Genomic DNA, 25,110 nt, shown 5'->3' with positions numbered 1-25,110 from the left:
TTAATTTAGTTATTGTTGTTTTAAAACTATACTAAAGCTGCTGAACCGGTTCTTGAAACTTGTTCAATTTGATATGATGATAGATCATCTAATAAATTATCCATCGTATATTGTGGACCTGAAGCTTGAATATAGGTATACTCATCCTCATTTTTCAATATAGAGACTAGCGCATCATAAGGTTTGATTACTTTTTGTAAGTCTTGTTGATTTATTGGTTTTTTTAATTTCACCAATACCAATTCTCTATTGTAAGTATTGGTTTCAGTAATATCTTCTACGTCTATGATGTTAATTTGCTTTTCTAGTTGTTGTAATAAATTACGTAATACGTCTGTATCTGGTACTTCTGCTACAAATGTTATATCAGATATGCCATCTTCTAATGTAGGTGTTGCAGAGAGAGTAACAATATTAAATTGTCTACGAACGAAAATACTTGTTAATCTATTTAATGTACCAGCCTTATCTCTTACCTTAGTTCTAAATGTCCTTCTCATAATAGTCCCTCCATCTCATGGTTGGCTTTACCACTTGGTACCATAGGAGTTACTGGTTCGATTGGTGAAATACGAACGTCGATTAGTGCTGGTCCATCATGTTGGAAAGCCGCATCAATTTGTTGTTCTAATTGTGCTGGGTCATCAACGATATATCCTTTGACATTATATGCTTCAGCGATTTTTAAAAAGTCTGGTTGACCATTAAACACTGAATGTGAGAAACGCTTGTTGAAAAACTTATCTTGCCATTGTTTAACCATACCTAGCGTACCGTTATTAACAATTACAATTTTTATATCAAGATTGTATTCTTCTAAAATAGCCATTTCTTGGTTTGTCATTTGGAAACCACCATCGCCTACAAAGCAAACAACTGTTTTATCAGGTTCTGCAAGTTTTGCTCCAATAGCAGCAGGGATACCAAATCCCATTGTTCCTAAACCACCACTTGTTACAAGTTGTCCGTGGTCTTTGAATGGGTAGTACTGAGCAACCCACATTTGATGTTGTCCCACATCAGTTGTTACAATCGCATCTCCATTTGTGATTTCGCCTATATACTCAATTGTGCGTTGTGGTTTGGAGAAAACACCTTGCTCATCTTCTTGATAGGCAAAGGGTTGATTCACTTTGTTCTCTTTACAACTTTCTAACCATGCTTCGTGTTTAATTGAGTAGCTGTCAAAATTTAATAGTGCCTCTAATGTAGCTTTACAATCTGCTACAATGCCCAAATCTACTTTGATTATTTTATTAATTTCTGATGGATCGATATCTATATGAACAATTTTGGCGTTTGGAGCAAATTCATCTGGATTACTAGCTAAACGATCATCAAAACGACTACCAAAGTTGATGAGTAAATCACATTCAGTTAATGCCATATTACTTGCATATGATCCATGCATACCTCCCATACCTAGGAAATAGGGGTTCTCATATGGTATTGCACCAAGCCCTAGTAATGTACTAACTACTGGTAATTGATGTCTATTTATGAATTCAGTAAATACATCATTTGCTTTTGCATGGTTGATACCTGCACCAGAAAGAACAACGGGTTTTTTAGAACTTTTTAAATAGTCACGAAGCTTTTGTATATCTTCCTTGGCTGGTTGGTTTGCTACTGTATAACCTGGTAATTCTATTTTGTTGGTGATTTGAGCGTTAGTTGATAAAATCCCCATGTCTTTAGGAAAATCAATAACCACGGGGCCTTTTCGACCACTATTAGCGATATAAAATGCTTCATGGATTATTTTAGGAATATCATTAACATTTTTTACTTGGTAGTTATGTTTTGTTATTGGTGTTGTCATAGAAAGTAAATCTGCTTCTTGGAAGGCATCTTTACCTATGCCTGGTGTTGCTACTTGTCCAGTGATTACTACCAAAGGTAATGAATCACTATAAGCATCAGCGATACCAGTGATGGCATTGGTTGCTCCTGGACCACTTGTTACAACAACTACACCAGTATTGCCTGATACACGTGCGTAACCTTCTGCTGCATGAGTAGCACCTTGTTCATGTCTTGCAAGAATATGCTTGATTTTATCTTCATAAAAAGTGTCATATAGTGGAAGCACCGCGCCACCAGGATAACCAAATATAAAATCTACTTTTTCATTTACAAGAGATTCAACGAGCAATTCTGAACCAGATTTCATTTCATCTATTGTTTCTTGCTCTAATTCAACTTCAGGTTCAACAGTTTCAGCGGCCTCTAAATAATTTAAATTTTCTGACATTTCTTGTTCAAGCGTTTCAGTTTGTCTAGACATAGTGCTCACTCCTTAAATTAGATTTTCTGGTACTTGCATGATGCCACCTGTATTAGCGCTTGTTACTAAAGCAGTGTAACGTGCAAGATAACCTGTTTTTACTTTTGCTTTAAATGGTTTTAAATCTTGTTTTCTAGCTTCTAATGTTTCAGTTGATACTTCAACGTCTAAGGTTCTATTTGTTAAATCAATTGTAATTTCATCACCATCATTGATAAGTGCAATAGGGCCACCTGAAGCTGCTTCTGGAGATACATGACCTACTGCGATACCGCGTGTTGCACCTGAGAAACGACCATCTGTGATTAAAGCTACATCTTTACCTAATCCTCTACCTACAATTGAGGAAGTAGGAGCTAACATTTCTGGCATTCCAGGACCGCCTTTAGGACCTTCGTATCTAATAACGACTACATGACCTTCACGAACAATATGATTATCAATTGCTTCAACTGCTTCATCGTGTGAATTAAAACAAATCGCTTTACCTTTAAATACTTTGATAGATGGGTCAACGCCACCAACTTTTATAACTGCACCTTTTGGCGCTATGTTACCGTATAAAATGGATAAGCCACCTTGTTTATCATAAGGGTTATCAAGATGCCTAATGACATCACTGTTTAAGATTGCCTTGTCTTCATTATTTTCTCGTAATGTTTTACCTGTAGCTGTTATTCTGTCTGGATGAAGTGTACCTTCTTTTTTGAACAATTCATTGATGATTGCCGGAACGCCACCAGCTTCGTGTACATCATGCATTGAATATGAAGAGCTAGGTGCAATTTTTGAAAGATAAGGTGTCTTCTTGGCAATTTCATTGATTCGTGTTAAATCATAGTCAATACCCGCTTCATTAGCGATAGCAAGTGTGTGTAATACAGTATTTGTTGAACCACCCATCGCCATGTCTAATGCGAATGCGTCATCAATTGCTTCTCGTGTTACGATATCTTTTGGTTTTAAATCGTTTTTAATGTTATCTACTAATTTAAATGCTGCTTCTCTAATCATTTCTCTACGTTGGTCACTTACTGCTAATGCTGTACCATTGTATGGTAGGGAAAGGCCTAATACTTCCATTAAACAGTTCATTGAATTGGCTGTGAACATTCCAGAACATGAACCACAAGTAGGGCATGCATTTTGTTCCATATCTAAGAATTCTTCTTTTGAAATTGAACCATCTTTAAAAGCACCCACCGCTTCAAACATAGATGATAAGGTTAAGGCTTTACCTTCAGAAGATAATCCTGCTTTCATCGGTCCACCTGAGCAAAAGATTGCTGGGACGTTCGTTCTTACTGCTGCTAATAACATACCAGGTGTTATTTTATCGCAGTTTGGAATGTAAAATACGCCATCAAACCAGTGTGCATTAATTACAGTTTCTGCAGCGTCTGCGATGATTTCTCTAGAGGGTAGGGAATATCTCATTCCAATATGGCCCATTGCGATACCATCATCTACGCCGATTGTGTCAAATTCAAAGGGAATTGCGCCTGCTTCACGAATTGCTTCTTTGGCAATATCTGCTAATTCTCTTAGATGTACATGTCCTGGGACAATATCGATATACGAATTACAAATTGCCACGAAGGGCTTGTTCATATCTGTTGGTTTTTCTAATGCACCAGTAGCATGCAAAAGACTTCTTGCTGGAGCTTGCTGATCTCCTTTTTTGATCATATCGCTTCTCATATCTAATTCCCCCATAAAATTGAAAATAAAAAAGCGTCCCAATAAATAATTGGGACGCTTTTAAGTCCCATTCAACTAGAATAAGGACTTAAACGTTTAGTAGTTTCTTTACTAAAGTTCCAGTCCTATGAGCATAATAAAATGACTAAAATATTTGAAGTTGTCGGTTGATATTGCATTGTATGTTTGGTCATTTTATTATACTCCTCTCGATAGAATGGTTTATTTGTTTGATTTGTTTGAAATATCTAAAAATTTGATAAATTAAATTTACTACATCATATTGGCGATGTCAACAACTTTTTGCAATTTTCTATCAATTCAAACTATTCTAATTTAGTAAGAACTTGTTTCACTTTGAAGTAATATTGGAAAAAATTTGTTAAACTATAATAGTTAATTTTATGTAGATAAAAAGTTATTAGAATATAGACGCAAGATTTTTGTTTGAGCTTTGTAAACTTTATTGTAAAACAGTGACGGCTAATGAAAAAGCGACACTAATCCAAATAAAATTGGAAGTGTATAGAGGAACGCCTTAGCTTAAAGCAAATGCATAAGCGACACAAATCCAAATAAAATTGGAAGTGTATAGAGGGACGCCTTAGCTTAAAGCAAATGCATAAGCGACACAAATCCAAATAAATTAGGAAGTGTATAGAGGAACGCCTTAGCTTAAAGCAAATGCATAAGCGACACTAATCCAAATAAATTAGGAAGTGTATAGAGGAACGCCTTAGCTTAAAGCAAATGCATAAGCGACACTAATCCAAATAAAATTGGAAGTGTATAGAGGAACGCCTTAGCTTAAAGCAAATGCATAAGTGACACTAATCCAAATAAATTTGGAAGTGTATAGAGGAACGCCTTAGCTTAAAGCAAATGCATAAGCGACACTAATCCAAATAAATTTGGAAGTGTCGCTAAAAAAGGAGAGGACAATGATAAAAATTAATAATATCAATGACATGTCGCATTTTGGTGAGGTGTTAACAAAATATCTAACTGCTGGTGATTTAATTTTACTAAATGGAGACTTAGGTGCTGGTAAGACAACTTTAAGTCAATTTATCGGAAAATCTTTAGGTGTAAAACGGAATATCAATTCTCCAACGTTTAATATTATAAAGTCATATCAAGGTACAGGTGTAAAATTACATCATATGGATTGTTATAGATTAGAAGACTCAGAAGAAGATTTAGGGTTTGAAGAATATTTTGAAGATGACGCCGTAATTCTGATTGAATGGAGTCAATTTATAGCAGAATTTTTACCTGATTATTATTTATCTATTAATATTAAAACGGAAAATACAACTGAGCGCACGATAACTTTAGATGCTCAAGGTGAGCATTATCTTAGAATTAAGGAGGATGTTGAACGTGAACTATCTGCTAATTGATACATCCAATCAGCCATTATCCGTAGCTATAGCACAAGATAATAAAGTGTTAAACGAGATAAATACTAACGAGAGAACGAACCATTCGGTACAATTGATGCCAGCTATTTCCAAAGTGATTACTGATAGTCAATTAGCAAAGAAAGATATAGATGCCATTGTTGTCGCAGAAGGACCAGGTTCGTATACTGGTCTGAGAATTGGAGTTACTGTAGCGAAAACATTAGCCTATGCTTTAAATGCTGAACTATATGGTGTATCTTCACTGAAAGCACTTGCTGCAACAGCAACTGAAGAAACAGGTTTAATTGTGCCTATATTTGATGCGCGCCGTGAAGCTGTTTATGCCGGTGTTTATAAAAATGAAAATGGACAACTAAAGCAAATTATTGAAGATCAATATATTACAATTAAGAGCCTGCTAGATTTATTACACGAATTAGCTGAACCATATAAATTTATTGGGACAGATAGCGAAAAGTTAGAGTCGTTATTAGATAATCCTTGTATTCCAAATTTACCACAAGCCAAGTACATGCAATCACTCATAGATCAACCAACTGATGTACATCAATTTACACCAAACTATATTAAAGTATCTGAGGCTGAAAGAAATTGGTTAAACCAACAGAACAAGAGTTAAATATTCGGTTAATGGATTTTGGAGATGTCCCTCAAGTATTTGATATTGAAAGAAATAGTTTTAATGATAGTAGTTGGTCAATTGATGCGTTTTATCATGAAATAGAAAAAAATGAATTCGCACATTATTTTATTATAGAATTTAATGAAAAAATAATTGGCTATATAGGTGTTTGGATTGTGATAGATCAAGCACAAATAACTACGGTTGCTATTGATGAATCATATAGAGGCTATGGACTTGGACAATTATTACTCAAGTATGCAATGAGTTATGTCCAAACTAAATGCGAAGTAATGAGTTTAGAAGTACGGGTGGATAATGAGATTGCGCAACATGTTTATACAAATTTAGGCTTTCAATATGGTGGTAAGCGAAAAAATTATTATGGTGAAGGTGAGGATGCAATAGTTATGTGGGTGAATTTAAATGAATGAAACAATAATATTAGCAATTGAATCCAGTTGTGATGAAACAAGTGTCAGTGTTATTAAAAACGGAACAGATATACTAAGTAATATCGTTCTAAGTCAGATTGAAAGCCATAAAAGGTTTGGCGGTGTCGTACCAGAAGTAGCGAGTAGACATCATGTTGAAGGTATCACAACTACTATTGATGAAGCATTGAATACTGCTGATGTAACAATGATGCAGGTTGATGCAGTAGCAGTCACGCAAGGTCCTGGCTTGATAGGGGCTTTGTTAGTCGGTATAAATGCTGCGAAAGCATTAGCATTTGCATATGACAAACCGTTAATTCCAGTACATCATATAGCTGGTCATATATATGCGAATCATTTAGAAAAACCACTCCAGTTTCCAGTCATGTCATTAATCGTTTCAGGTGGACATACAGAATTAATTTATATGAAGGATCATTTGAACTTTGAGGTTATTGGTGAAACTAGGGATGATGCTGTTGGTGAAGCATATGATAAGGTAGCTAGAACCATTGGACTTAGTTATCCAGGTGGACCACAAGTTGATAAATTAGCTGCTCAGGGTCAAGATAGCTATGATTTTCCAAGAGTATGGCTAGACAAAGATAGTTATGATTTTAGTTTTAGTGGATTAAAAAGTGCGGTTATAAACAAACTTCATAACATTCGACAAAAAGGTGAGGAAATTAACAAAGCGAATGTCGCGACAAGTTTCCAAAATAGTGTCGTTGAAGTATTAGTTGGCAAATCTATATCAGCATGTGAAGCTTACAGTGTAAACCAACTTATAGTTGCAGGTGGTGTAGCGAGTAATAAAGGTTTAAGGTCTACCTTATCAGAAGCCTGTGAAAGTCACAATATTACACTCTCAATACCAAGCCCTAAATTATGCACAGATAATGCTGCTATGATTGGTGCAGCGGCCCATTATTTATATAATGCAGGTGTTACAGCAGATATGACATTGAATGGTGTTAATAGTTTAGATATTGAAGCATTTACAGTTAAATAATTAGTGGAAATTACTATGTTAATGTAGTAGTTACTTTCAAAAAGTCCTAGATATAAATAAATGTCTTGGACTTTTTTGTGTTTAATAGACTTATGGATGTTGGATAAATTGACTACTGTTCTTTAAGTTTTTAACTATTAAAGGTTGTAGTGAAAAAATTAAAAATTCTCCACTTTATAACAACAGAATATGGGTATAAGTAATTTATAGACATTTAAATAATTGATTTAATACGTGTTGATGTTTAACACCACAAGGAGGAAGTTAATTATGAAAGCAGTTCAATATTTTAATTTTCAAAATAGTTTGGCCGCATTAAATTTTTATGAAGAACATTTTGGTGCAACGGATATACAACGTGTAGGTGGGGACCATGAAATGTTCGCAAATATGCCGGAAGAATATCAAGTGGACGCAGATTTTACAATGAACGCCTCATTTAATATACTTGGTGAAACATTCTATTGTAGTGACACGTGGAAGAATAAGAAAATAGATAATAGTGGTGCGATTGTTACCTTCACATTTGATGGTTCGAATGAATCGGAAAAGGAAAAGGCAAAAGCATTTTTTGATAAAGCAGTAGCAGCGGGCTGTGAAGTGACGATGCCATTAGGTAAAACTGAATGGTCAGATTTTTATGGTATGTTTAATGATCCATTTGGTGTTACGTGGATGGTTAATGCTGAATAAAGCATGAATTTATGGGCGGATTTTATTAAAAATTATGTTTGATTTATACAGATAGAGAGGATGGAATAAATATCCATCCTCTCTATTTGTAGTTATAAGCAATAATAAATGAAGCGAAAAAACAATTTTTGATTAAGTATTACGGTTTGCTGATGACTTTGCACGATTATAAATTTTCTTCGGAAATGACATAATTCTAAGTAATTCTATCGCATTTCGGGTATCAGCTTTACCTTGCTTAATCTTGAAGTCAAATGAAATGTTATCCTCAGTTATAGACTCATTAAAATGATAATTTGAATACACATTGCCTAGTAAAGAAGAGAGCTCAATGTCATGCGTAGCGGCAATGACAGTATAGCCTTCAAGTTGATCGAGATAACTTAGGACAGACTCTGATGCAGCAATACGCTCTGTGGTATTCGTACCTTTAAAAATTTCATCAATAAAGCAATACACTTTGTTAGTTGTTGTGATATCAAATAGACGTTTAATAGATTTGATTTCAGTCATGAAATAACTATCACCTGTTAAGATATCATCTTGGTTGACCATTGAGGTATAAACCATACCAGGCTTATACTCAAATTCTTTAGCTGTAGCAGTGTTAATGGTTTGTGATAATACGATGTTGAGCGCAACAGCTTTCATAAATGTGGACTTACCTGATGCGTTTGAACCAGTTAGTAAAATATGATTGTCTATCGCTAAATCGTTTGGAACTGCACCATTAATCAATGGATGTGTTAACTGTTTAAAATGAATAACATCCTTTTCTGTAACTTGAGGAACTATATAATGATCTAAAGTTTCTCTCCACAAAGCTACAGCATAATGATTATCAATATTAGCGATGTATTCATAGCACGCCATTACTTCATCTTCATACTTTTTAAAACTGTTTTGAATTAAATGAAATAGATGATAATCCATCATAAAGATTAATTTGAATAATAATGAAAACACAGATGTTTCATCGTTTGAGTTCACACGACCTAGCAAGCCACTAAATTTGCGGGCTATAACAAAATGTTTAAAGTCAATATCTAGATTAGGTGCGAGTTCGAGTTGTTGGATGGCATACGCTTTTTTGATAACGGTTGACGTGTAGAACATTGAATTTAAATCTTGTTCATAAGTCTTTTTTAAAAATCCACTTAACATCATATTAAAAATTGCAGAAACAATAGTTAAACTAATGCCAATGCTAGGAATGAAAATGGATAGCATTATAAAAATTAATGGTAAGTATGTACAAATCATAAAAAAATTATTGCGTTTAATCGATGAGATTTGATCAGGAAAAGTAGGATAGATTGCTTTTCCAATTTGCGCTAAATACAATGATATTTTATTCCTAAAATCTAAGTTAGTTGTAATATTCGAAAGAAGTTGAGCGTCTGTTACTTTGAACATATTTTTTAAAGTTGCAAAAAGCCTCATTTCGCCAATAGCTGTAAAATTAAAATTCATATTATGAAATACGCTATCAAGATTTAAATCTGACCACGTTTTTTCGTCTATCAAGGTTGCGCTGTTAAATTTATGTTTATATGTATCAAATTGGTAACTATAAGTATGATTCGGTCTAATGAAATTCTCTAATGGGCGTTTATTATCCCATAATGGTTTGATATCGTGCATAAGTTTTTTGTTGGCAACAATGGGTGAGATAATCATTAATGCAGTACCCAAAAAAAGAAAAGCTATAAAGAACCAAAAAATTGCTGGCATAGTGTATTACTCCCTTTATTAATATGTAAGTGGCTATGTGATAATTATGACATTATAGCCAAAATTTAACAAACAGAGATAGTGCCTTATTTAAGAAGGAATAAATTGATGTCAATAGAGAACATGCGTACTTATCAACAAATAGTGTACAAGATGTGGATAAGTTTGGGTAAAGTGTGTGGATATAAACCGTTATCTGAATTTTATGCGCAAAAAAAGATTACTTTTTACTTGTGGATAACTAGGATAACTTTGTGGATAGCCTTTGTTATAGGATGGAGGTTGTGAATATTTATTGTGTATTTCAGGGGATGAAAAAGAGCTAAAGTAGACTTTTCTACTTTAGCTCTTGAATTGAATTAGTGTTTATATTAATTTTTCTTGTAATTCTGCCCATTCAGCCATGACTTGTTCTAGTTTTTGTTCGATTTCTGATTTTGAAACCGCTAAGGAGTTTGCTTTTTCAGGATCTGAGTATACGTCTGGCAAGGTAAGCTGATGATTAATATCATTTATTTCTTCTTCGAAGGTTTCAATATTTAGTTCACATGTTTCAATTTGACGTTCTATTTGACGTTGCTCACGCTTTTGTTGTTTTTGATCACTATACGAGTCGTTTTGTTTAATAACTGTATCATTTACTGTTGGATTTTCTAATTCTTCTTTTGCTTTTAATGCTGCACTTTCTTCAGTTTTATCAATATAATATTGATAATTTCCTAAATACATTGTGCCTCCATCGAGATCTAAATCGTAAACTTTATTAGCTAATTCATTAATAAAATAACGATCATGAGATACAAACAAAATGGTACCTTTAAAGTTCGCTAAAGCTTGTTCTAACATTTCTTTTGAATCTATATCTAAATGGTTTGTAGGCTCATCTAAAATGAGTACATTGTTTCGCTCGAGCATTAATAAGGCAAGCTGTAAACGAGCTTTCTCACCACCCGATAAATCATTAATTATTTTTTTAACATCGTCTTGTACAAACAGAAAACGCCCTAAAACAGCCCGAATGTCTTTTTCATTCATAGTAGGGTATTGGTCCCATAAGTAATCAAGTATTGTTTTGTTTGATTTGAATTCGGCTTGTTTTTGATCATAATAACCAATTTTTAAGTTGGCACCGGTAGTAATTGTCCCGTTTAATGGCTTTTGTATGTCGGCGATAGTTTTTATTAAAGTAGATTTTCCAATGCCATTAGGGCCGATAATTGCAATATGATCTCCTTTTGTTACTTCAAAAGTAATTCCTTTAGTAATCGGAGACTCATAGCCAATTTCTAAATTTTTTATATGAAAGACATCATTACCAGTATTACGATCAAATTCAAATTGAATGTTGGCACTTTTAGTATCAATCATAGGTTTATTAATGCGTTCTATTTTTTCCAACATTTTCCTACGGCTCTTAGCCATACCAGTAGTTGAAGCACGGGCAATATTTTTATCGACAAATGTCTCTAATCTCTTAATTTGAGCTTGTTGATTTTCATATTCTTGCATACGTTTTTCATAATATTTATCTCTTTGATCAATAAATTGGGCATAATTGCCTACATAATGTTGGACATCACCGAGTGCAACGTCGTAAATTTGAGTGACAATTTTATCTAAGAAGTATCTATCATGACTGATAATTACGATGGCGCCTTTAAAGTAATTTAAATAACTTTCTAACCATTGGGTTGTTTCCATGTCTAAATGGTTAGTAGGTTCATCCAAAAGTAATAAATCAGGCTCGCTTAATAACATTTTTGCCAAAGATAATCTTGTTTTTTGACCACCGCTAAAGTCATTGATAGGCCTGTCGAAATCCGCTTCACTAAAATTCAGTCCATGTAAGACTGTTTTAATTTTACTTTCATATTGATAGCCATCTTGTTGTTCAAATTGATTGGATAATGATTCATAGCGATCGATATGAGTTTTATAAGTTTCAGAATCGTATTCATCAGCATGTTGTGCTAACCAATCTGTTTCTAATTTCATTTCTTGTTCTAATTTTTTCATTGCCTCAAACGGCTTAGACATTTCTTCAAATACAGTCTGATCTGTATTTAATGTCATTTGCTGTGTTAAATAACCAAGTTTTAAATTTTTACTTTTAGAAATATGACCGCTATCATAATCTTCAACACCAGCAATGATTTTCATTAATGTTGATTTTCCGGCGCCATTACGACCTACAATACCAATGCGTTCACCAGTTTTTACTTCAAAATCTACATTATTAAAAATATCTTCTCCGTCGAATGATTTTGTTAAATCATTGAGTTGTAATAATATCATCTGATTTTGCACCTCTCTATTCAATATCATTCTACAGTATTCAGCGTGTTGTTAAAACTATCATTGTTTATTTTTATTATTCAGTCATGTATAATGTTGTAGTGATTATAAGATTAATGAATAACAGATAATGAAATAGGGGGATAAGATCTTGGCTAATCAAAGCGAAAAGATTCCTCGTGCCACATTGAAACGTTTACCGTTATATTATAGATTCGTCAATACATTAAAATCTAAAGGCATTGATAGAGTTAATTCTAAATCCATCAGCGAAGGATTAAATATTGATTCCGCAACAATTCGAAGAGATTTTTCTTATTTTGGCGAGTTAGGCAAGAAAGGCTATGGCTATAATATTGATAGCTTATTACATTTTTTTAAAAATGAAATTAGCGAAAACGACGAGATTAAAATTGCAATTGTAGGCGTAGGGAATTTAGGTAAAGCATTATTAACATATAACTTTTCAATACATGATGAAATGACTATAACTGAAGCATTCGATATTCGTGAAGAAATTATTGGGACACAAATAGGTAAAGTGACAGTTAGTCCATTTGATAAAATAAAGGAAATATTATCGCAAGAAGATATAGATGTAGTGATACTGACTACGCCTGAGGAAGCGGCTCAAAACGTAGCCGATGTATTAGTGGAGTCAGGTGTTAAAGGAATACTTAACTTTACACCAAGTCGTGTACTAACACCATCAGACGTTCAAGTTCATCATATTGATTTAGGTATTGAATTACAATCTTTATTATTCTTTATGAAAAATTATAGTAATAAATAAGAAATGTTTAGTTAGTTTTTTATAGATACAGTAATACATTCCATGTATTGTGTTTATAAAAAACTATTTTTTTATGGATGTTTAATTTGAATTTCAAAAATACGACTACTATTAATTTAGCAGAAAGTTAAAAATTTATGAGTTGCAAGGTTGAAATTTTATACGATTTCTAATATTATTAATCTTATTGATTTTATCGGGAAAGAGGTTATTAATATGACTTGGTTAATAATCAGCGGCATTATTGTGGGAAGTCTTTTAGGCTTTGTTATGCAAAGAACACGGTTTTGTTTAGCTGGTGGATTTAGAGACATGTATATTCAAAAGAGTAACAAAATGTTTTATGCATTACTTATAGCAATTACAGTTCAAAGTATAGGATTGCTCATTTTAACTTCAACTGGTTTAGTACAAATACCTGATTCAACTTATCCAGTTATTGGGACGGTAATAGGTTCGTTTATATTTGGTTTAGGTATTATATTAGCTGGTGGATGTGCAACTGGTACTTGGTATAGAGCAGGAGAAGGTTTAATTGGTAGTTGGATGGCACTCATTGCCTATGCATTTACTTCGGCAGCTACGAAATATGGTTTGTTATTACCATTAATGGATGGTGTAAACAAACCTACAAATGTTAATACGAGTATGTCACAAACTACAGGGATACCGACATGGATTTGGGTAATATTGCTTACAGTTATTACAGTGTTTTTTGTAGTCAAAACATTACGCAAACCAAAACCTAAATTTGCTGTTCCTAAATTAAAGCAGAAATTTACAGGTGTACGTCATTATTTATTTGAAAAGAAATACCATCCTTTTGTGGCTGCAATAGCAGTAGGACTCATCGCGTTAATTGCATGGCCTGTAAGTGAATCGACAGGAAGAATGTATGGGCTAGGTATTACTACTCCATCTGCAATCTAGTACAGTTTTTCGTTACTGGTGATTTGAAATTACTAGATTGGGGTGTATTCTTAGTACTTGGGATATTCCTAGGTTCTTATTTGGCGGCTAAAGGTGCAAGAGAGTTTAAATGGAGATTGCCAGATAAAAAAACCATCCGAAACAGTGTTATTGGTGGCGTATTTATGGGATTCGGCGCTTCAGTGGCAGGTGGTTGTTCAATAGGTAATGGACTAGTAGAGACAGCAACGATGTCATGGAAAGGTTGGATTGCACTCGCTTCAATGATCTTAGGGGCTTGGACAATGAGTTATTTTGTATTTATAAGACCTATGAAAAAAGCGCAGAAGCAAACTTCTAATGAGAATGTAACGTCACAAACGCAAACAATATAATTAATATAGGAGGCACAAATTATGGTACACGAGTTAGGTACAGTTGGAATGGTTTGTCCATTCCCTTTAATAGAAGCACAAAAGAAAATGAATACTTTAGATAATGGTGATGAATTAAAAATAGATTTTGATTGTACTCAAGCAACTGAAGCATTACCAAATTGGGCAGCTGAGCAAGGCTTTCCAGTTACAAATTATGAGCAGTTAGATGACGCATCATGGACAATCACAATTCAAAAAGTTTAATCAGTTACTATAAATAGCTAACGTTGAGGTAAGAAATGCGCTTCACTTAGTTAATTAGTCAATATAATAATTAAATTAAAAAAGGTCGAATTCATAGCTATGCTTTGAGTTCGACCTTTTTAGTATTTATGATTAAGACGTAACTATTAATTATTATTGGAAAAATACTCAATAAATAAAAAAGAGTCAAAGTTATTAGTAGTAAGAGGTAACATTAAAGCAATGAGTAAAAATAAATTTAATAGATTTACCTTTATAGATACAAGAAATAATTAATATCATTAGAGGGAGAAGAGTTAAAAAATGGCTGATTAACTACCATTTTTAACTAAAAATAACAAAAGCAAACAGCGATGCATATTAAGCCATACATTTTCACCTAATTCATGTGATATCCCTTCTTTAAATTGTAGTTTCTACTTCTATATCATACTCGAAAGTCCTCTTATATATTGCTGTTTAGATACAAAGCTGAAAAATTCAATCTTTTGGTAAGAGAAGATTTAAATAGTATTTAAAGCGATTGCATTATGATAAAATGAGTATTGTTTATAATAGTTAATTAATGAGAGTGAGAAAATATGAAGAACATTGCTGATATAGCAAAAATTGCTGGGGTTTCTAAAAGTACAGTCTCGAGATATTTAAATAATGGTTCGGTAAGTTTAAAAACTCAACAAAGATTAGATAAAATTATTCGCGAAAATGACTATCAGCCCAATCAATTTGCACAAAGTTTACGTGCGCGTAGAACTAATATGATAGGGGCAATTATTCCTAGAATGAACTCTTTTGCTGTCGACGAGACAATTAAAGGAGTCAAAACAGTCTGTGATCAATTGAATTATAGTTTACTTCTAAATTACACAAATCTTAATATTCAATTAGAAATTGACGCGCTTGAAACATTTTATAGAAGTAAGGTAGATGGTATTGTCTTTATGGCAACAGAAATCACAGACCAACATTTAGAAGTGATTAATAAAATAAATGTTCCTGTAATTATTGTTGGTCAAGCACATGATGATTTACATTGTATTATCCATAATGATTACCAAGCTGGATACTTAGTTGGTGATATGTTAGGTCAACAAGGTTATAACGATATCAAATTCTTTGGTGTAACAGAAAGTGATATTGCGGTAGGGGTTCAACGCAAAGAAGGTCTGATTGCGGGTTTAGAAGCACATAGCATACAACCTGAAATTTCGCTCACATCATTTAATTATCAAGAGGCGATGGTCGATGTTGTAGAAGCGTTAGAAGCATACCCTCATTATGACGCAATTGTTGGGGCTACTGATTCAATTGCCTTAGCGATACATAAATATAATTCAGAACACACGCCACATGCGCACGAAAAGTATATTGTAGGATTTGGTGGAGATCCAGTCACTGATATTGTGTCACCATCTATCCATACTATAAATTACAATTTTGAATATGCGGGAAGTGTGGCTATGGACAAACTAAATCAGATGATACAACATCAAGAAATTGAACAACGCATTATTATCGATGTTGAACAGTCATTTGAAAATTAAAAGAAAAATGGTATGATAAAAAAGTATATTATGGAACCGGTACCATTTAAATGAGCTTATTTTATAAATAGGAGGATACGCACCATGTCGGAGTGGACAAAAGAGCAACGTTATCAAAAATATGAAGATGTTGATCAAGAAACGATTGAAAAATTAACTGAACAAGTTAATCAGTCTGAATATAGACAAACTTTTCATATACAACCCATAATAGGATTGTTAAATGATCCTAATGGTCTTATCTATTTCAAGGGGAATTATTATGTATCTCACCAATGGTTTCCTTTAGGACCTGTGCATGGATTGAAATATTGGTATACATATCAAAGTAAGGATCTTGTAGATTTTAAAGCTATTGGTCCAACGATTAAACCAGATACGAAAGATGATAGTCACGGTGTATATAGTGGCAGTGCCTTTGAATATAATGACCACTTATATTATATGTATACAGCGAACCATCGAGATAGTGATTGGAATAGAATTTCTACACAACATATCGCAAAAATGTCTAAGGATGGATCGATTAATAAATTTCCTAAAGCAGTGATATCAGCACCACCGTTTGGCTATACTCAACATTTTAGGGATCCTAAGGTACATGTTCAAGACGGTGTTTATTACGCAATGATAGCTGCTCAAAATATTAAAAAACAAGGGAGAATTCTGCAATATCGTTCCACAGATATCGTCAATTGGGAGTTTCAAGGAGAGGTTCAAACGAATCTAGATGATTTTGGTTATATGTGGGAGTGTCCGGATTATTTTAATTTAAACGGTTATGACATGTTATTATTTTGTCCTCAAGGCATAGATTCAGAAGGGGAACGCTTTAAGAATATTTATCAATCTGGGTATATTATGGGACAGTATGATATTAATAATTTAACAATGAACCATGCTGATTTTCATGAATTAGATTATGGCTTTGATTTTTATGCTCCTCAGACATTCTTAGACGAAAATGGTCAACGCATATTAATTGGGTGGATGGGCTTGCCCGATATTAACTATCCTTCAGATGCCGATGGTTGGGCGCATTGTTTAACTATCCCACGTGTATTGACAATTGAGTCAGGTAATTTAAAACAACGTCCCATCAAAGCGCTTGAAAAGCTTCGCACAAATGAAGAAACGGCACTAGGTTATGCTAATAAATTCACAAGACAATTACATCCATATGAAGGTAAACAGTTTGAATTAATCATCGATATTTTGGAAAATGAGGCGACAGAAGTTTACTTTGAAGTACGTACATCTAAGACGGAGTCTACATTGATTACGTATAATAAGAGGGAGCAAAAATTAACATTAGATCGCAGTGAAAGTGGTCAATTACCAGAACCTGTTGAAGGAACAACGAGGAGTACTTATTTAGATACACCGTTATCAAAACTGCAGTTATTTGTAGATACTTCTAGTGTTGAAATATTCTGTAATGATGGTGAACGTGTGATGACAACCAGAATATTTACAGATGAAAATGCAACAGGCATTAAAACATCTACTGAATCAGGCCAAACCTATCTAAAATTTACAAAATACGATTTGAAAGGTGACACTATATGAAACGTCTACTAGCAATTGGAGAGGCTTTAATAGATTTTATACCGAATACTACAGATTCTAAATTAAAAGATGTAGAAAAGTTTAGTCGACAAGTCGGGGGTGCACCATGTAATGTGGCTTGTACAGCGACAAAACTAGGTGGCAATGCGGAAATGATTACACAATTAGGACAAGACGCATTTGGTGATTTAATTGTGGAAACGCTAGAAGACATAGGAGTAGGTACTCAATATGTAAGACGTACTGAGGAAGCCAATACGGCCTTAGCATTTGTGAGTTTAACTAAAGAAGGAGAAAGAGACTTTTCCTTTTATAGAAAACCATCGGCTGACATGTTGTACAGTACTGATGCAGTAAGTTCCATCGATGTAACTGAAAATGATATGTTGCATTTCTGCTCAGTTGATCTAGTGGAAAGTCCTATGAAATTAGCACATAAGGAATTGATTGAAAAAGTGACAAATACAGGAGGTACAATTGTATTTGATCCTAATGTGAGGTTGCCATTATGGAAAGATGAAGCGGATTGTAAATCAGCAATTCATGAATTTATTCCATTAGCACATATCGTCAAAATATCTGATGAAGAATTGGAATTTGTTACTGGAATTGCAGATGAAAAACATGCTATACAGTGGTTGTTCCACGGGAATGTAAATGTAGTGATTTATACCAAAGGTGCTGATGGAGCGGTCATATATTTTAAAGATGGAAATGAAATTTCTCAACAAGGTTTTAAAGTTAAAGCCATTGATACTACAGGTGCAGGTGATGCATTTATAGGTGCTTTAATTAGCAGATTATTAACTTCTGATAGAACAGACGTGATATCACTGTTGAAAAGCGAAGGTAAAAGCATACTTGAATTTAGTAATTACGTAGCTGCAATGGTAACTACGAAATACGGAGCGATATCAAGTATTCCAAGTTTAGAAGAAGTAAATAAAGCAATAAAAAGCTGAGCATGTATTTAATTACATGCTCAGCTTTTTATGTATTATATCTTTTTGACATTTCTTACAGAAGCATAACAATGCTCATTGTTTTTAAAATAAACTACGCGTGATTTAGAGTCGATGGACTCAATATTGTGTCTATTTACTACAAAACTATTATGACATCTAAAGAAGCGTTTATCTAACTGATCAATTTCTTTAAGGTTTCCATAAAATTCGATTTGACGATTGTCGAGATGTGCGATTAAGCGATGGGATTTACTAGATGATTCGAAGAACATCACATCGTCATATTGCACATAAATAGAATTGCTACCACGTTTTAATTCTATTGTTTCGACGCTGCTTTCTTTTGAAAGTAGTTTTAGTCGTGACTCAGATGTTTCTAAGCAATCAATCACTCTTGATTTTAATTCGTCTGGATCATCTTTGAAAATGAAATCCATTGCTGCAACCTTGTAGACAAATGTTAAGTATGTCAGTTCACTATGACTTGTAACAAAAATGATATTGCCGACCGGATCATGTTTACGTATTTCACTTGCAAGCTTGATACCGTTGATGTCAGCTTCTAGTTGAATATCTAAAAAGTAACATCCTATATCATTAATGTTCTTTGAGCGTTCTAAAATGTCATAAGGATCAGCTGTCGCAACTTCAATTTCCATTGGTTTTTCTTCAATCATAATATAGTTATTTATAATTGAAACCATATGTTCACGTTGTCTTTCATCATCTTCACAAATGAATATTTTCACAGTAACACATCCTTATGAATCAGAATTTAAGATTTCCACTTTTTGAATAAAGTAGTTGTTATCAATAGTTGTATCTAAGTAAAACATTTGTTGTTGAATCCGTCAATTCTTTTAATGTGGATAATCCAAGTCCACGGTTTTTTCCTTTAGTAGAAAAGTTTTCTTGGAAAAGAGTATGTACTTTAGGCATATTTTGTTCACACTTATTCATAACGATAAATGTTACTGACGTATCTTCATTTTTAATAAAAGCGATACGAATAAGTGGTTCTTCAGTGATTTTTTCAGAAGCTTCAATTGCATTATCAAGTAATATACCGATGACTCTACTTAAATTTATAATAGGCATATCGATTTTTTCAATTGGTTCTGGGACCTCAATACTAATGCGAATGTTTTTTTCTTGCGCTTGAAGTATTTTAGTAGTTAACAAACCTTTAATTTCACGAACTTTCAGGTTTTCAATACCATTGATTTTAATTGCATTCATTTGCATACTATCTTGCATAGGTAATATTTCAGAATGAAAGTAATCTCTTAGACCTTCTATATCTTCTTCTCTGATAAAGTCAGAGAGGGTAGAAAGGATATTGACGTAATCATGTCTGAATTTGCGCATTTCATGATTGATTTTTTCAATTTGTAACGTATATTTATAATAATTTTCAATTTCCTGCATATTACGCTTATATTGAATTTGGCGAATAATGCTAAAAGAAATTGTAATGATAAGAATAGCAGTGGTAATAATAACGACTGCATACATAACAGAAATGAACTTAGCGTCACCAAATGATACATTCTGTTGAGGTAAATAAAAATAGATAACACCCAAAATAGTTAATAAAAACAAGCTAACTAATGTTAAGTATAACTTATTAAGCGATAGATCCGAAAAAGATAAACGCTTTATAAAAAATTTTGCTATATATGCATAAATGATAGATGCAATTGCGAAAATGATTATAAAAAATATAGTGAAAGTATTATTAATTGGTATCAAGTCTACTAGTAAAGTACTTAACCACAAACTTGTAAAATTAGCCATATATAATATGAAAAAGCAAATTAATACAGAAACTATCCCTATAAATTTCTTTTTAAAATACATGAACACTAGGCTACAAATAAAAAGCAATACAATCGATGGTGAATCTACAAATAAAAATAAAACAACAGAAGGGACTATTATCCCAATAATTGAAATATAATCCCTTTTAGTATAAGTAATATCATTAAAAAATTTCATATTATAAAATAAAATGATTGCTTGTAATGCTGATAAAATTACTGAGTTTAAAACTGACATTTTATACACACTTTCTACTTAACTGTTATTCGTATAGTTTTGTTAGTTCTTTAGGGACTTCAGGCTCATCTACAAACCCGCCACATGGTCTTACACTTGAGATTGTCCCAATAAGTGAAAAGAATTTAACGAAAATAGTTAAAATTGATGTAAAAATATTCATAATTAATTATCCTCCTTAGGGAAAAATATTGGAAATTGTAAAATGGATATAATAATAATACCTAGTAAAATTAATTGTTGATAAGGTTCAGTTAAAAAGAGTGAAATCAACAATAAACATAATGTTACACATATTGCCTTAATTTTCTTACCCTTTCTTAGGCGTTGTGGAATAGGTTGCTTTTTAGTGGCAGAAGGTGCATAAATAATAATTGCGATTAAGCCTAAAAAAGCTAATGGATACATTATTATAAATGACACTTGTATATACCCGACTATCCAAGGTAATAACACAAAATAAACTAGACTTTCTATATAACAAGCTAAAGAATTTTTAGCATGCGCACCATGTGCAAAATACCTAATAATAAAAAATGATAAATGAACAGTTAGTGTGTATAAAAACATATGACAAAGGATTGAAACACCATAAATAACAATTGCTTTAAAAAAGTTACTTACCACAACTTGCATGCCTAAACGCATTTTTAAATATTCTATATGATCTAAATTATTACGTAGTTGAAGACTTTTAGCAAAATTGTCTATTTTAGTATCAATTAATCTACTCATTGGCTTTTCTCTCCTCACTCGTATTATACAATTTTAATTAAGTTTTATGCGTCTTATTGCGTAACTGTATATTTTTAATTCCTAACTGTTTAAAATATTTATCTGACTAATTTTATCATATTTATACTTACATTTAGGAATAAAAACTAACGAGTTAGGGATTTTTTTACATTATTTTTAAAAATCATGGTTAAATGTACTTGTATCACAAAGAAGTGATTACATTTTACAAATCATTTAATCAAAATTTTGTTTGAAATTTTTGTTTGAATGATAAGGTTGATTAGACTTTTGAGCAGGGGTCTGATTAACACACTGATATTGTAACTGTACTTTCTTCGTATAGTTGTTATAGTTACAAGTTAAGTTCTCGTTTTTCAATTAATTGATTACAAACAAGAGGAGGCTGATGTAGTGACAAACCATTTCTCAGCAATGATTAGTGATTTCGTAAAATAATACTTTCAGGTACACAACGCGCTTAATTTTATTAAGCAATCCCGAATTTGAATTCGTAGAACATTCCCAGTCTCGATTCAAATATCATTTTAACATTGCCTATAACAGAGGCGATTTAAAGTATTAACATGTAAGCTATCGTAAACATCATTCAATTTATCATTTTAATCGGTAAATTCACTAAATTTTTTCATAATTAATAACATCCCCAAAAATAGATAGAGAAATAACTGTAAAAAACATTCCCTTAATAATAAGTTACAAAAACCGTGAGTCCCTCCCAAGCTCACGGTTTTTATTTTGGTGTTTATTTATATAAATGAGGGCGAAGATTTTTGAAAACTGGAATGTTTTCTCTTTGAGTAGTAACTTCATCTAAGTCGATATTACATGAAATGTGGTCAGGCTTACCTTCTAGTTGCGCAATTATTTCACCATTTGGATTAATTACGATTGAATGACCAGCGTATTCTGTTTGTCCATCATCCCCACATGAATTACATCCTATTACAAACATATCATTTTCAATGGCACGTGCTTTTAAAAGAGCTATCCAATGACTCACTCTTGCTTGAGGCCATTGTGCTACATAAAAAGCTATTTCTGCATCTTTTCGAGCAGGGTAGCGTAATAATTCAGGGAAACGTAAGTCGTAGCAAATAATTTGTGTGGCTTTAATACCATTAGATAAATTAAATGCTTCAGGGACAGCGTTACCAGCAGTTAAAAATGTAGGTTCATCTAACATAGGAACTAAATGTACTTTGTCATAACTATTGATTAAATAGCCATTTTTTGAAACTGCAAGTGCTGTATTATACACATCTTCTTTCATAGTATTTGAAACAGAACCTGCAATTATATCAACATTATATTGGATCGCTAGCTTTGATATGAACTCAAAACTACGTGATAGTTGATTGTCAGCTAGTTCTTTTAACTGAGGCAAAGCATATCCATTATTCCACATTTCTGGTAATACAACGACATCAGTTTCGTGGGTTACAAATTTAGAAAACCAATTAATGATGTTTTCTTCATTTAATGAAACATTTGCCGGTTCGATTTTAAATTGAAAAATTTCTATATTCATTCTTATCGCCCCTTAAATTATTGTTAGCATCAATATACTAAAAATATTCTGATAATTCAAAATTAGTAGCTGTTTTAGATTAATAACTATAGAAAGCAATAAACAGTGGAGATAGATAGTTTTAGTAATTAGTGAAAATATTTATTAGTTTTTTATTTAGAATTAAGTTGGAGAATGAAATGAAGTTTATAAGCATGTTATTTATGTATGGAAAATTGAATTTATTAGTTTTGGTGGAAATGAGATATAAATTTCGTTCGCTTAAATTTATTGAGATAACTCATTGGATATTAGAAGAGGCCGAGCATGTATAAGCTCGACCTCTCATTTTATAATTAAATGCTAATGAAGTAAGTAAATATGATTATTTTCTAACTAAAAAACGTTTGCTTATATCGTGGAATTCTTTATCCCCAGCCTCATCACGAACATTACCGAAAGGCATTTGCGCTATAAGTTTCCATGTTTTAGGTATTTCAAAAGCTTCAGAAACGGCAACATCAACAAGTGGATTGTAATGCTGTAATGAAGCACCAACGCCTACAGTACTTAAAGCTGTCCAAATTGCAAATTGGTGCATTGCATTTGTTTGGCTAGACCAGATGGCAAAGTTTTCTGCATAGTTAGGCATTTGATTTTGTAATCCTTCGACAACATCTTGGTCTTCAAAGTAAAGAATTGTACCGTGAGAATGTTTAAAATTATCTACTTTATCAGAAGTTGCTTGGAAATCACGGTCTTCGCCCATAACGTTTTTAAGTTCTTGTTTAGTGATATCCCAGAATTTGTTATGGTTATCATTTAAAAGTAATACAATACGCGTAGATTGTGAGTTAAATGATGATGGAACATGTTTGATTGCATGTTCGATAATATCTTCTACTTCGCTATCAGAGATTGAAATCTCTTGATCTAAACTATAAATAGTACGTCTCGTTTCTATTGCATTTTGAAAAGTTTCTAAAGTTGAGTCCTTTTTACTAAATAATCCCATTGTGAATGCTCCTTTATATCAATTTATTTTATATATCAAGTATAATAATTATATCAGAGTTTGTAAATAGGGGTTTACATAAAATTTCAAAAGGATTAATATTTGTTTTCAATAAATTGGTTTTGATGAAAAATAGGTCTTTTTCTTATATACTATATATGAATATAAAAAATATGAATTTTGGAGGTGAATCTATGAAGTGGTATTTTTCGCATAAATTTGTGATGTCCAGCTTTGCTATAGCTTTAAGTACAACATTAATTTCTAGTCAAACTCACGCTGCTGAACAACAACTTAATGAAAAACTAACAAATGAAAACACAAAGCAATCAGATAAAAAGCCAATTCATTCTGATCCTACAAATCATACAGAAAGTCCAAGAGTAGCTGGTGATACAGTACAAAGTGATGATAAAACTAATCTATACTCAGATAACGACTTAGGTGATATGCCGAAATCTGAAGAACCAAGCCAAGCACAATCTGAGCAAAGTAGTGACATTGATTCAACTGAACAAAACGAACCGAATACAGATCAGCCAAGTACTCAAGACAATACAGATAATCAACCAAATCCAGATAAGCCTGACAATGGAGATGGTGGAGACAATCAACCAAATCCAGATGAGCCAGATAATGGAGTCAGTGGAGACAATCAACCAAATCCGGGTGAGCCAGATAATGAAGACAGTGGAGACAATCAACCAAATCCAGATAAACCGGATAGCGGAGATAGTGGAGATAATCAACCAAATCCAGATGAGCCAGATAATGGAGATAGTGGAGACAATCAACCAAATCCAGATGAGCCAGATAATGGAGATGGTGGAGACAATCAACCAAATCCAGATGAGCCAGGTAGTGGAGATGGCTCAAGCAATAACCCGCAACCAGACAATCCAAATAATGGGGATAGTGGAGACAATCAACCAAAACCAGATAAACCAGGTAGTGGAGATGACTCAAGCAATAACCCGCAACCAGACAATCCAGATAATGGAGATAGTGGAGATGACTCAAGCAATAACCCGCAACCAGACAATCCAGATAATGGAGATAGTGGAGATAATCAACCAAACCCAGATAAACCAGGTAGTGGAGATGGCTCAAGCAATAACCGCAACCAGACAATCCAAGTAGTA

Annotated in this window: 20 protein-coding genes and 3 pseudogenes; 12 read left to right on the top strand and 11 right to left on the bottom strand. The window is 33.0% G+C overall.

Annotated features, from left to right (window positions below; translation table 11 throughout):
• Positions 1-26: 26 nt before the first annotated feature.
• The 3 genes from ilvN to ilvD are packed head-to-tail and all read right to left on the bottom strand — an operon-like array spanning position 27 to position 3,988.
• The gene (ilvN, locus tag BTM19_RS12510) at positions 27-500 is read right to left on the bottom strand and encodes an acetolactate synthase small subunit (protein WP_029378907.1); all 474 of its coding nucleotides are present in this window, start codon (positions 498-500) and stop codon (positions 27-29) included.
• Positions 497-2,287, bottom strand: a complete 1,791-nt coding sequence (ilvB, locus tag BTM19_RS12505; RefSeq protein WP_029378908.1) for a biosynthetic-type acetolactate synthase large subunit — start codon at positions 2,285-2,287, stop codon at positions 497-499. The genes ilvN and ilvB overlap by 4 nt, the downstream gene beginning before the upstream one ends.
• Before the next feature lie 12 nt (positions 2,288-2,299).
• Positions 2,300-3,988: a dihydroxy-acid dehydratase gene (gene ilvD / locus BTM19_RS12500; RefSeq protein ID WP_029378909.1), complete on the bottom strand. Its 1,689-nt coding sequence runs from the start codon at positions 3,986-3,988 to the stop codon at positions 2,300-2,302.
• Positions 3,989-4,929: 941 nt separating this feature from the next.
• Between ilvD and tsaE the strand changes: the two genes are divergently transcribed.
• The 5 genes from tsaE to BTM19_RS12475 all read left to right on the top strand — a co-directional run bounded on the left by tsaE (position 4,930) and on the right by BTM19_RS12475 (position 8,179).
• A complete protein-coding gene (gene tsaE, locus BTM19_RS12495) occupies positions 4,930-5,391 on the top strand; it encodes a tRNA (adenosine(37)-N6)-threonylcarbamoyltransferase complex ATPase subunit type 1 TsaE (protein WP_029378910.1) in 462 nt (153 codons plus the stop codon).
• On the top strand, positions 5,372-6,034 hold the full coding sequence (gene tsaB, locus BTM19_RS12490; protein WP_029378911.1) for a tRNA (adenosine(37)-N6)-threonylcarbamoyltransferase complex dimerization subunit type 1 TsaB: 663 nt from the start codon (positions 5,372-5,374) through the stop codon (positions 6,032-6,034). Before tsaE ends, tsaB begins: the two co-directional genes overlap by 20 nt.
• Positions 6,007-6,471 carry a ribosomal protein S18-alanine N-acetyltransferase gene (gene rimI, locus BTM19_RS12485; RefSeq protein WP_029378912.1) on the top strand — a complete coding sequence of 155 codons (465 nt, stop codon included), beginning with the start codon at positions 6,007-6,009 and terminating at the stop codon, positions 6,469-6,471. The genes tsaB and rimI overlap by 28 nt, the downstream gene beginning before the upstream one ends.
• Complete coding sequence (gene tsaD, locus BTM19_RS12480; RefSeq protein ID WP_038678871.1) at positions 6,464-7,486, top strand: tRNA (adenosine(37)-N6)-threonylcarbamoyltransferase complex transferase subunit TsaD; 1,023 nt, start codon at positions 6,464-6,466, stop codon at positions 7,484-7,486. Before rimI ends, tsaD begins: the two co-directional genes overlap by 8 nt.
• A gap of 270 nt (positions 7,487-7,756) precedes the next feature.
• Complete coding sequence (locus BTM19_RS12475; RefSeq protein ID WP_099265877.1) at positions 7,757-8,179, top strand: VOC family protein; 423 nt, start codon at positions 7,757-7,759, stop codon at positions 8,177-8,179.
• A gap of 132 nt (positions 8,180-8,311) precedes the next feature.
• Here BTM19_RS12475 and BTM19_RS12470 read toward each other — a convergent pair whose 3' ends face one another.
• On the bottom strand, positions 8,312-9,913 hold the full coding sequence (locus BTM19_RS12470; RefSeq protein WP_058625893.1) for a MutS-related protein: 1,602 nt from the start codon (positions 9,911-9,913) through the stop codon (positions 8,312-8,314).
• A 366-nt stretch (positions 9,914-10,279) separates the two neighbouring features.
• On the bottom strand, positions 10,280-12,208 hold the full coding sequence (locus tag BTM19_RS12460; RefSeq protein ID WP_099265876.1) for an ABC-F family ATP-binding cassette domain-containing protein: 1,929 nt from the start codon (positions 12,206-12,208) through the stop codon (positions 10,280-10,282).
• Positions 12,209-12,359: 151 nt separating this feature from the next.
• Here BTM19_RS12460 and BTM19_RS12455 point away from each other — a divergent pair, with 151 nt between their 5' ends.
• The 6 genes and pseudogenes from BTM19_RS12455 (at position 12,360) to BTM19_RS12430 (ending at position 18,626) form a co-directional block, all read left to right on the top strand.
• The gene (locus tag BTM19_RS12455; RefSeq protein ID WP_029378918.1) at positions 12,360-13,001 is read left to right on the top strand and encodes a redox-sensing transcriptional repressor Rex; all 642 of its coding nucleotides are present in this window, start codon (positions 12,360-12,362) and stop codon (positions 12,999-13,001) included.
• Between the two features lie 216 nt (positions 13,002-13,217).
• Positions 13,218-14,305: pseudogene (locus BTM19_RS12450) on the top strand (YeeE/YedE family protein).
• A 21-nt stretch (positions 14,306-14,326) separates the two neighbouring features.
• A complete protein-coding gene (locus BTM19_RS12445) occupies positions 14,327-14,551 on the top strand; it encodes a sulfurtransferase TusA family protein (protein WP_029378920.1) in 225 nt (74 codons plus the stop codon).
• Positions 14,552-15,132: 581 nt separating this feature from the next.
• A complete protein-coding gene (locus tag BTM19_RS12440; RefSeq protein WP_029378921.1) occupies positions 15,133-16,095 on the top strand; it encodes a LacI family DNA-binding transcriptional regulator in 963 nt (320 codons plus the stop codon).
• Between the two features lie 84 nt (positions 16,096-16,179).
• Positions 16,180-17,664, top strand: a complete 1,485-nt coding sequence (locus BTM19_RS12435) for a sucrose-6-phosphate hydrolase (RefSeq protein ID WP_029378922.1) — start codon at positions 16,180-16,182, stop codon at positions 17,662-17,664.
• Positions 17,661-18,626: a carbohydrate kinase family protein gene (locus tag BTM19_RS12430; protein ID WP_029378923.1), complete on the top strand. Its 966-nt coding sequence runs from the start codon at positions 17,661-17,663 to the stop codon at positions 18,624-18,626. The genes BTM19_RS12435 and BTM19_RS12430 overlap by 4 nt, the downstream gene beginning before the upstream one ends.
• Before the next feature lie 35 nt (positions 18,627-18,661).
• Here BTM19_RS12430 and agrA read toward each other — a convergent pair whose 3' ends face one another.
• From agrA to BTM19_RS12400, 6 genes and pseudogenes are all read right to left on the bottom strand, one after another.
• Positions 18,662-19,378 (bottom strand): quorum-sensing response regulator AgrA, encoded by a 717-nt coding sequence (agrA, locus tag BTM19_RS12425; RefSeq protein WP_029378924.1) that lies wholly within the window; start codon positions 19,376-19,378, stop codon positions 18,662-18,664.
• 12 nt (positions 19,379-19,390) lie between these two features.
• Positions 19,391-20,687, bottom strand: a pseudogene (agrC, locus tag BTM19_RS12420) (quorum-sensing sensor histidine kinase AgrC).
• 25 nt (positions 20,688-20,712) lie between these two features.
• Positions 20,713-20,850, bottom strand: a complete 138-nt coding sequence (gene agrD, locus BTM19_RS12415) for a cyclic lactone autoinducer peptide AgrD (protein WP_029378926.1) — start codon at positions 20,848-20,850, stop codon at positions 20,713-20,715.
• 2 nt (positions 20,851-20,852) lie between these two features.
• The gene (locus tag BTM19_RS12410) at positions 20,853-21,422 is read right to left on the bottom strand and encodes an accessory gene regulator AgrB (RefSeq protein WP_029378927.1); all 570 of its coding nucleotides are present in this window, start codon (positions 21,420-21,422) and stop codon (positions 20,853-20,855) included.
• A gap of 766 nt (positions 21,423-22,188) precedes the next feature.
• Entirely contained in the window at positions 22,189-22,974 is a 786-nt protein-coding gene (locus BTM19_RS12405; RefSeq protein WP_029378928.1) for a carbon-nitrogen family hydrolase, read from the bottom strand.
• A 364-nt stretch (positions 22,975-23,338) separates the two neighbouring features.
• On the bottom strand, positions 23,339-23,968 hold the full coding sequence (locus BTM19_RS12400; RefSeq protein WP_029378929.1) for a nitroreductase family protein: 630 nt from the start codon (positions 23,966-23,968) through the stop codon (positions 23,339-23,341).
• A 194-nt stretch (positions 23,969-24,162) separates the two neighbouring features.
• On the opposite strand from BTM19_RS12400, the pseudogene BTM19_RS13180 reads away from it, so the two are divergent.
• Positions 24,163-25,110 (top strand): annotated as a pseudogene (locus BTM19_RS13180) (hypothetical protein); the annotation flags it as partial.

The sequence above is a fragment of the Staphylococcus xylosus genome (genome assembly GCF_002732165.1).
In the GTDB taxonomy this organism is placed as follows: domain Bacteria; phylum Bacillota; class Bacilli; order Staphylococcales; family Staphylococcaceae; genus Staphylococcus; species Staphylococcus xylosus.
The sequence above is the reverse complement of the archived record's forward strand: the minus strand, read 5'-3'. Positions and strand labels throughout refer to the sequence as shown.

Coding starts and splice junctions, on each gene's coding strand:
- BTM19_RS12475 (WP_099265877.1), top strand. CDS start 7,757: ATGAAAGCAGTTCAATATTTTAATTTTCAAAATAGTTTGGCCGCATTA.
- tsaE (WP_029378910.1), top strand. CDS start 4,930: ATGATAAAAATTAATAATATCAATGACATGTCGCATTTTGGTGAGGTG.
- BTM19_RS12410 (WP_029378927.1), bottom strand. CDS start 21,422: ATGAGTAGATTAATTGATACTAAAATAGACAATTTTGCTAAAAGTCTT.
- BTM19_RS12470 (WP_058625893.1), bottom strand. CDS start 9,913: ATGCCAGCAATTTTTTGGTTCTTTATAGCTTTTCTTTTTTTGGGTACT.
- ilvN (WP_029378907.1), bottom strand. CDS start 500: ATGAGAAGGACATTTAGAACTAAGGTAAGAGATAAGGCTGGTACATTA.
- BTM19_RS12445 (WP_029378920.1), top strand. CDS start 14,327: ATGGTACACGAGTTAGGTACAGTTGGAATGGTTTGTCCATTCCCTTTA.
- ilvB (WP_029378908.1), bottom strand. CDS start 2,287: ATGTCTAGACAAACTGAAACGCTTGAACAAGAAATGTCAGAAAATTTA.
- BTM19_RS12400 (WP_029378929.1), bottom strand. CDS start 23,968: ATGGGATTATTTAGTAAAAAGGACTCAACTTTAGAAACTTTTCAAAAT.
- agrD (WP_029378926.1), bottom strand. CDS start 20,850: ATGAATATTTTTACATCAATTTTAACTATTTTCGTTAAATTCTTTTCA.
- tsaD (WP_038678871.1), top strand. CDS start 6,464: ATGAATGAAACAATAATATTAGCAATTGAATCCAGTTGTGATGAAACA.
- BTM19_RS12405 (WP_029378928.1), bottom strand. CDS start 22,974: ATGAATATAGAAATTTTTCAATTTAAAATCGAACCGGCAAATGTTTCA.
- BTM19_RS12435 (WP_029378922.1), top strand. CDS start 16,180: ATGTCGGAGTGGACAAAAGAGCAACGTTATCAAAAATATGAAGATGTT.
- BTM19_RS12430 (WP_029378923.1), top strand. CDS start 17,661: ATGAAACGTCTACTAGCAATTGGAGAGGCTTTAATAGATTTTATACCG.
- ilvD (WP_029378909.1), bottom strand. CDS start 3,988: ATGAGAAGCGATATGATCAAAAAAGGAGATCAGCAAGCTCCAGCAAGA.
- BTM19_RS12440 (WP_029378921.1), top strand. CDS start 15,133: ATGAAGAACATTGCTGATATAGCAAAAATTGCTGGGGTTTCTAAAAGT.
- BTM19_RS12460 (WP_099265876.1), bottom strand. CDS start 12,208: ATGATATTATTACAACTCAATGATTTAACAAAATCATTCGACGGAGAA.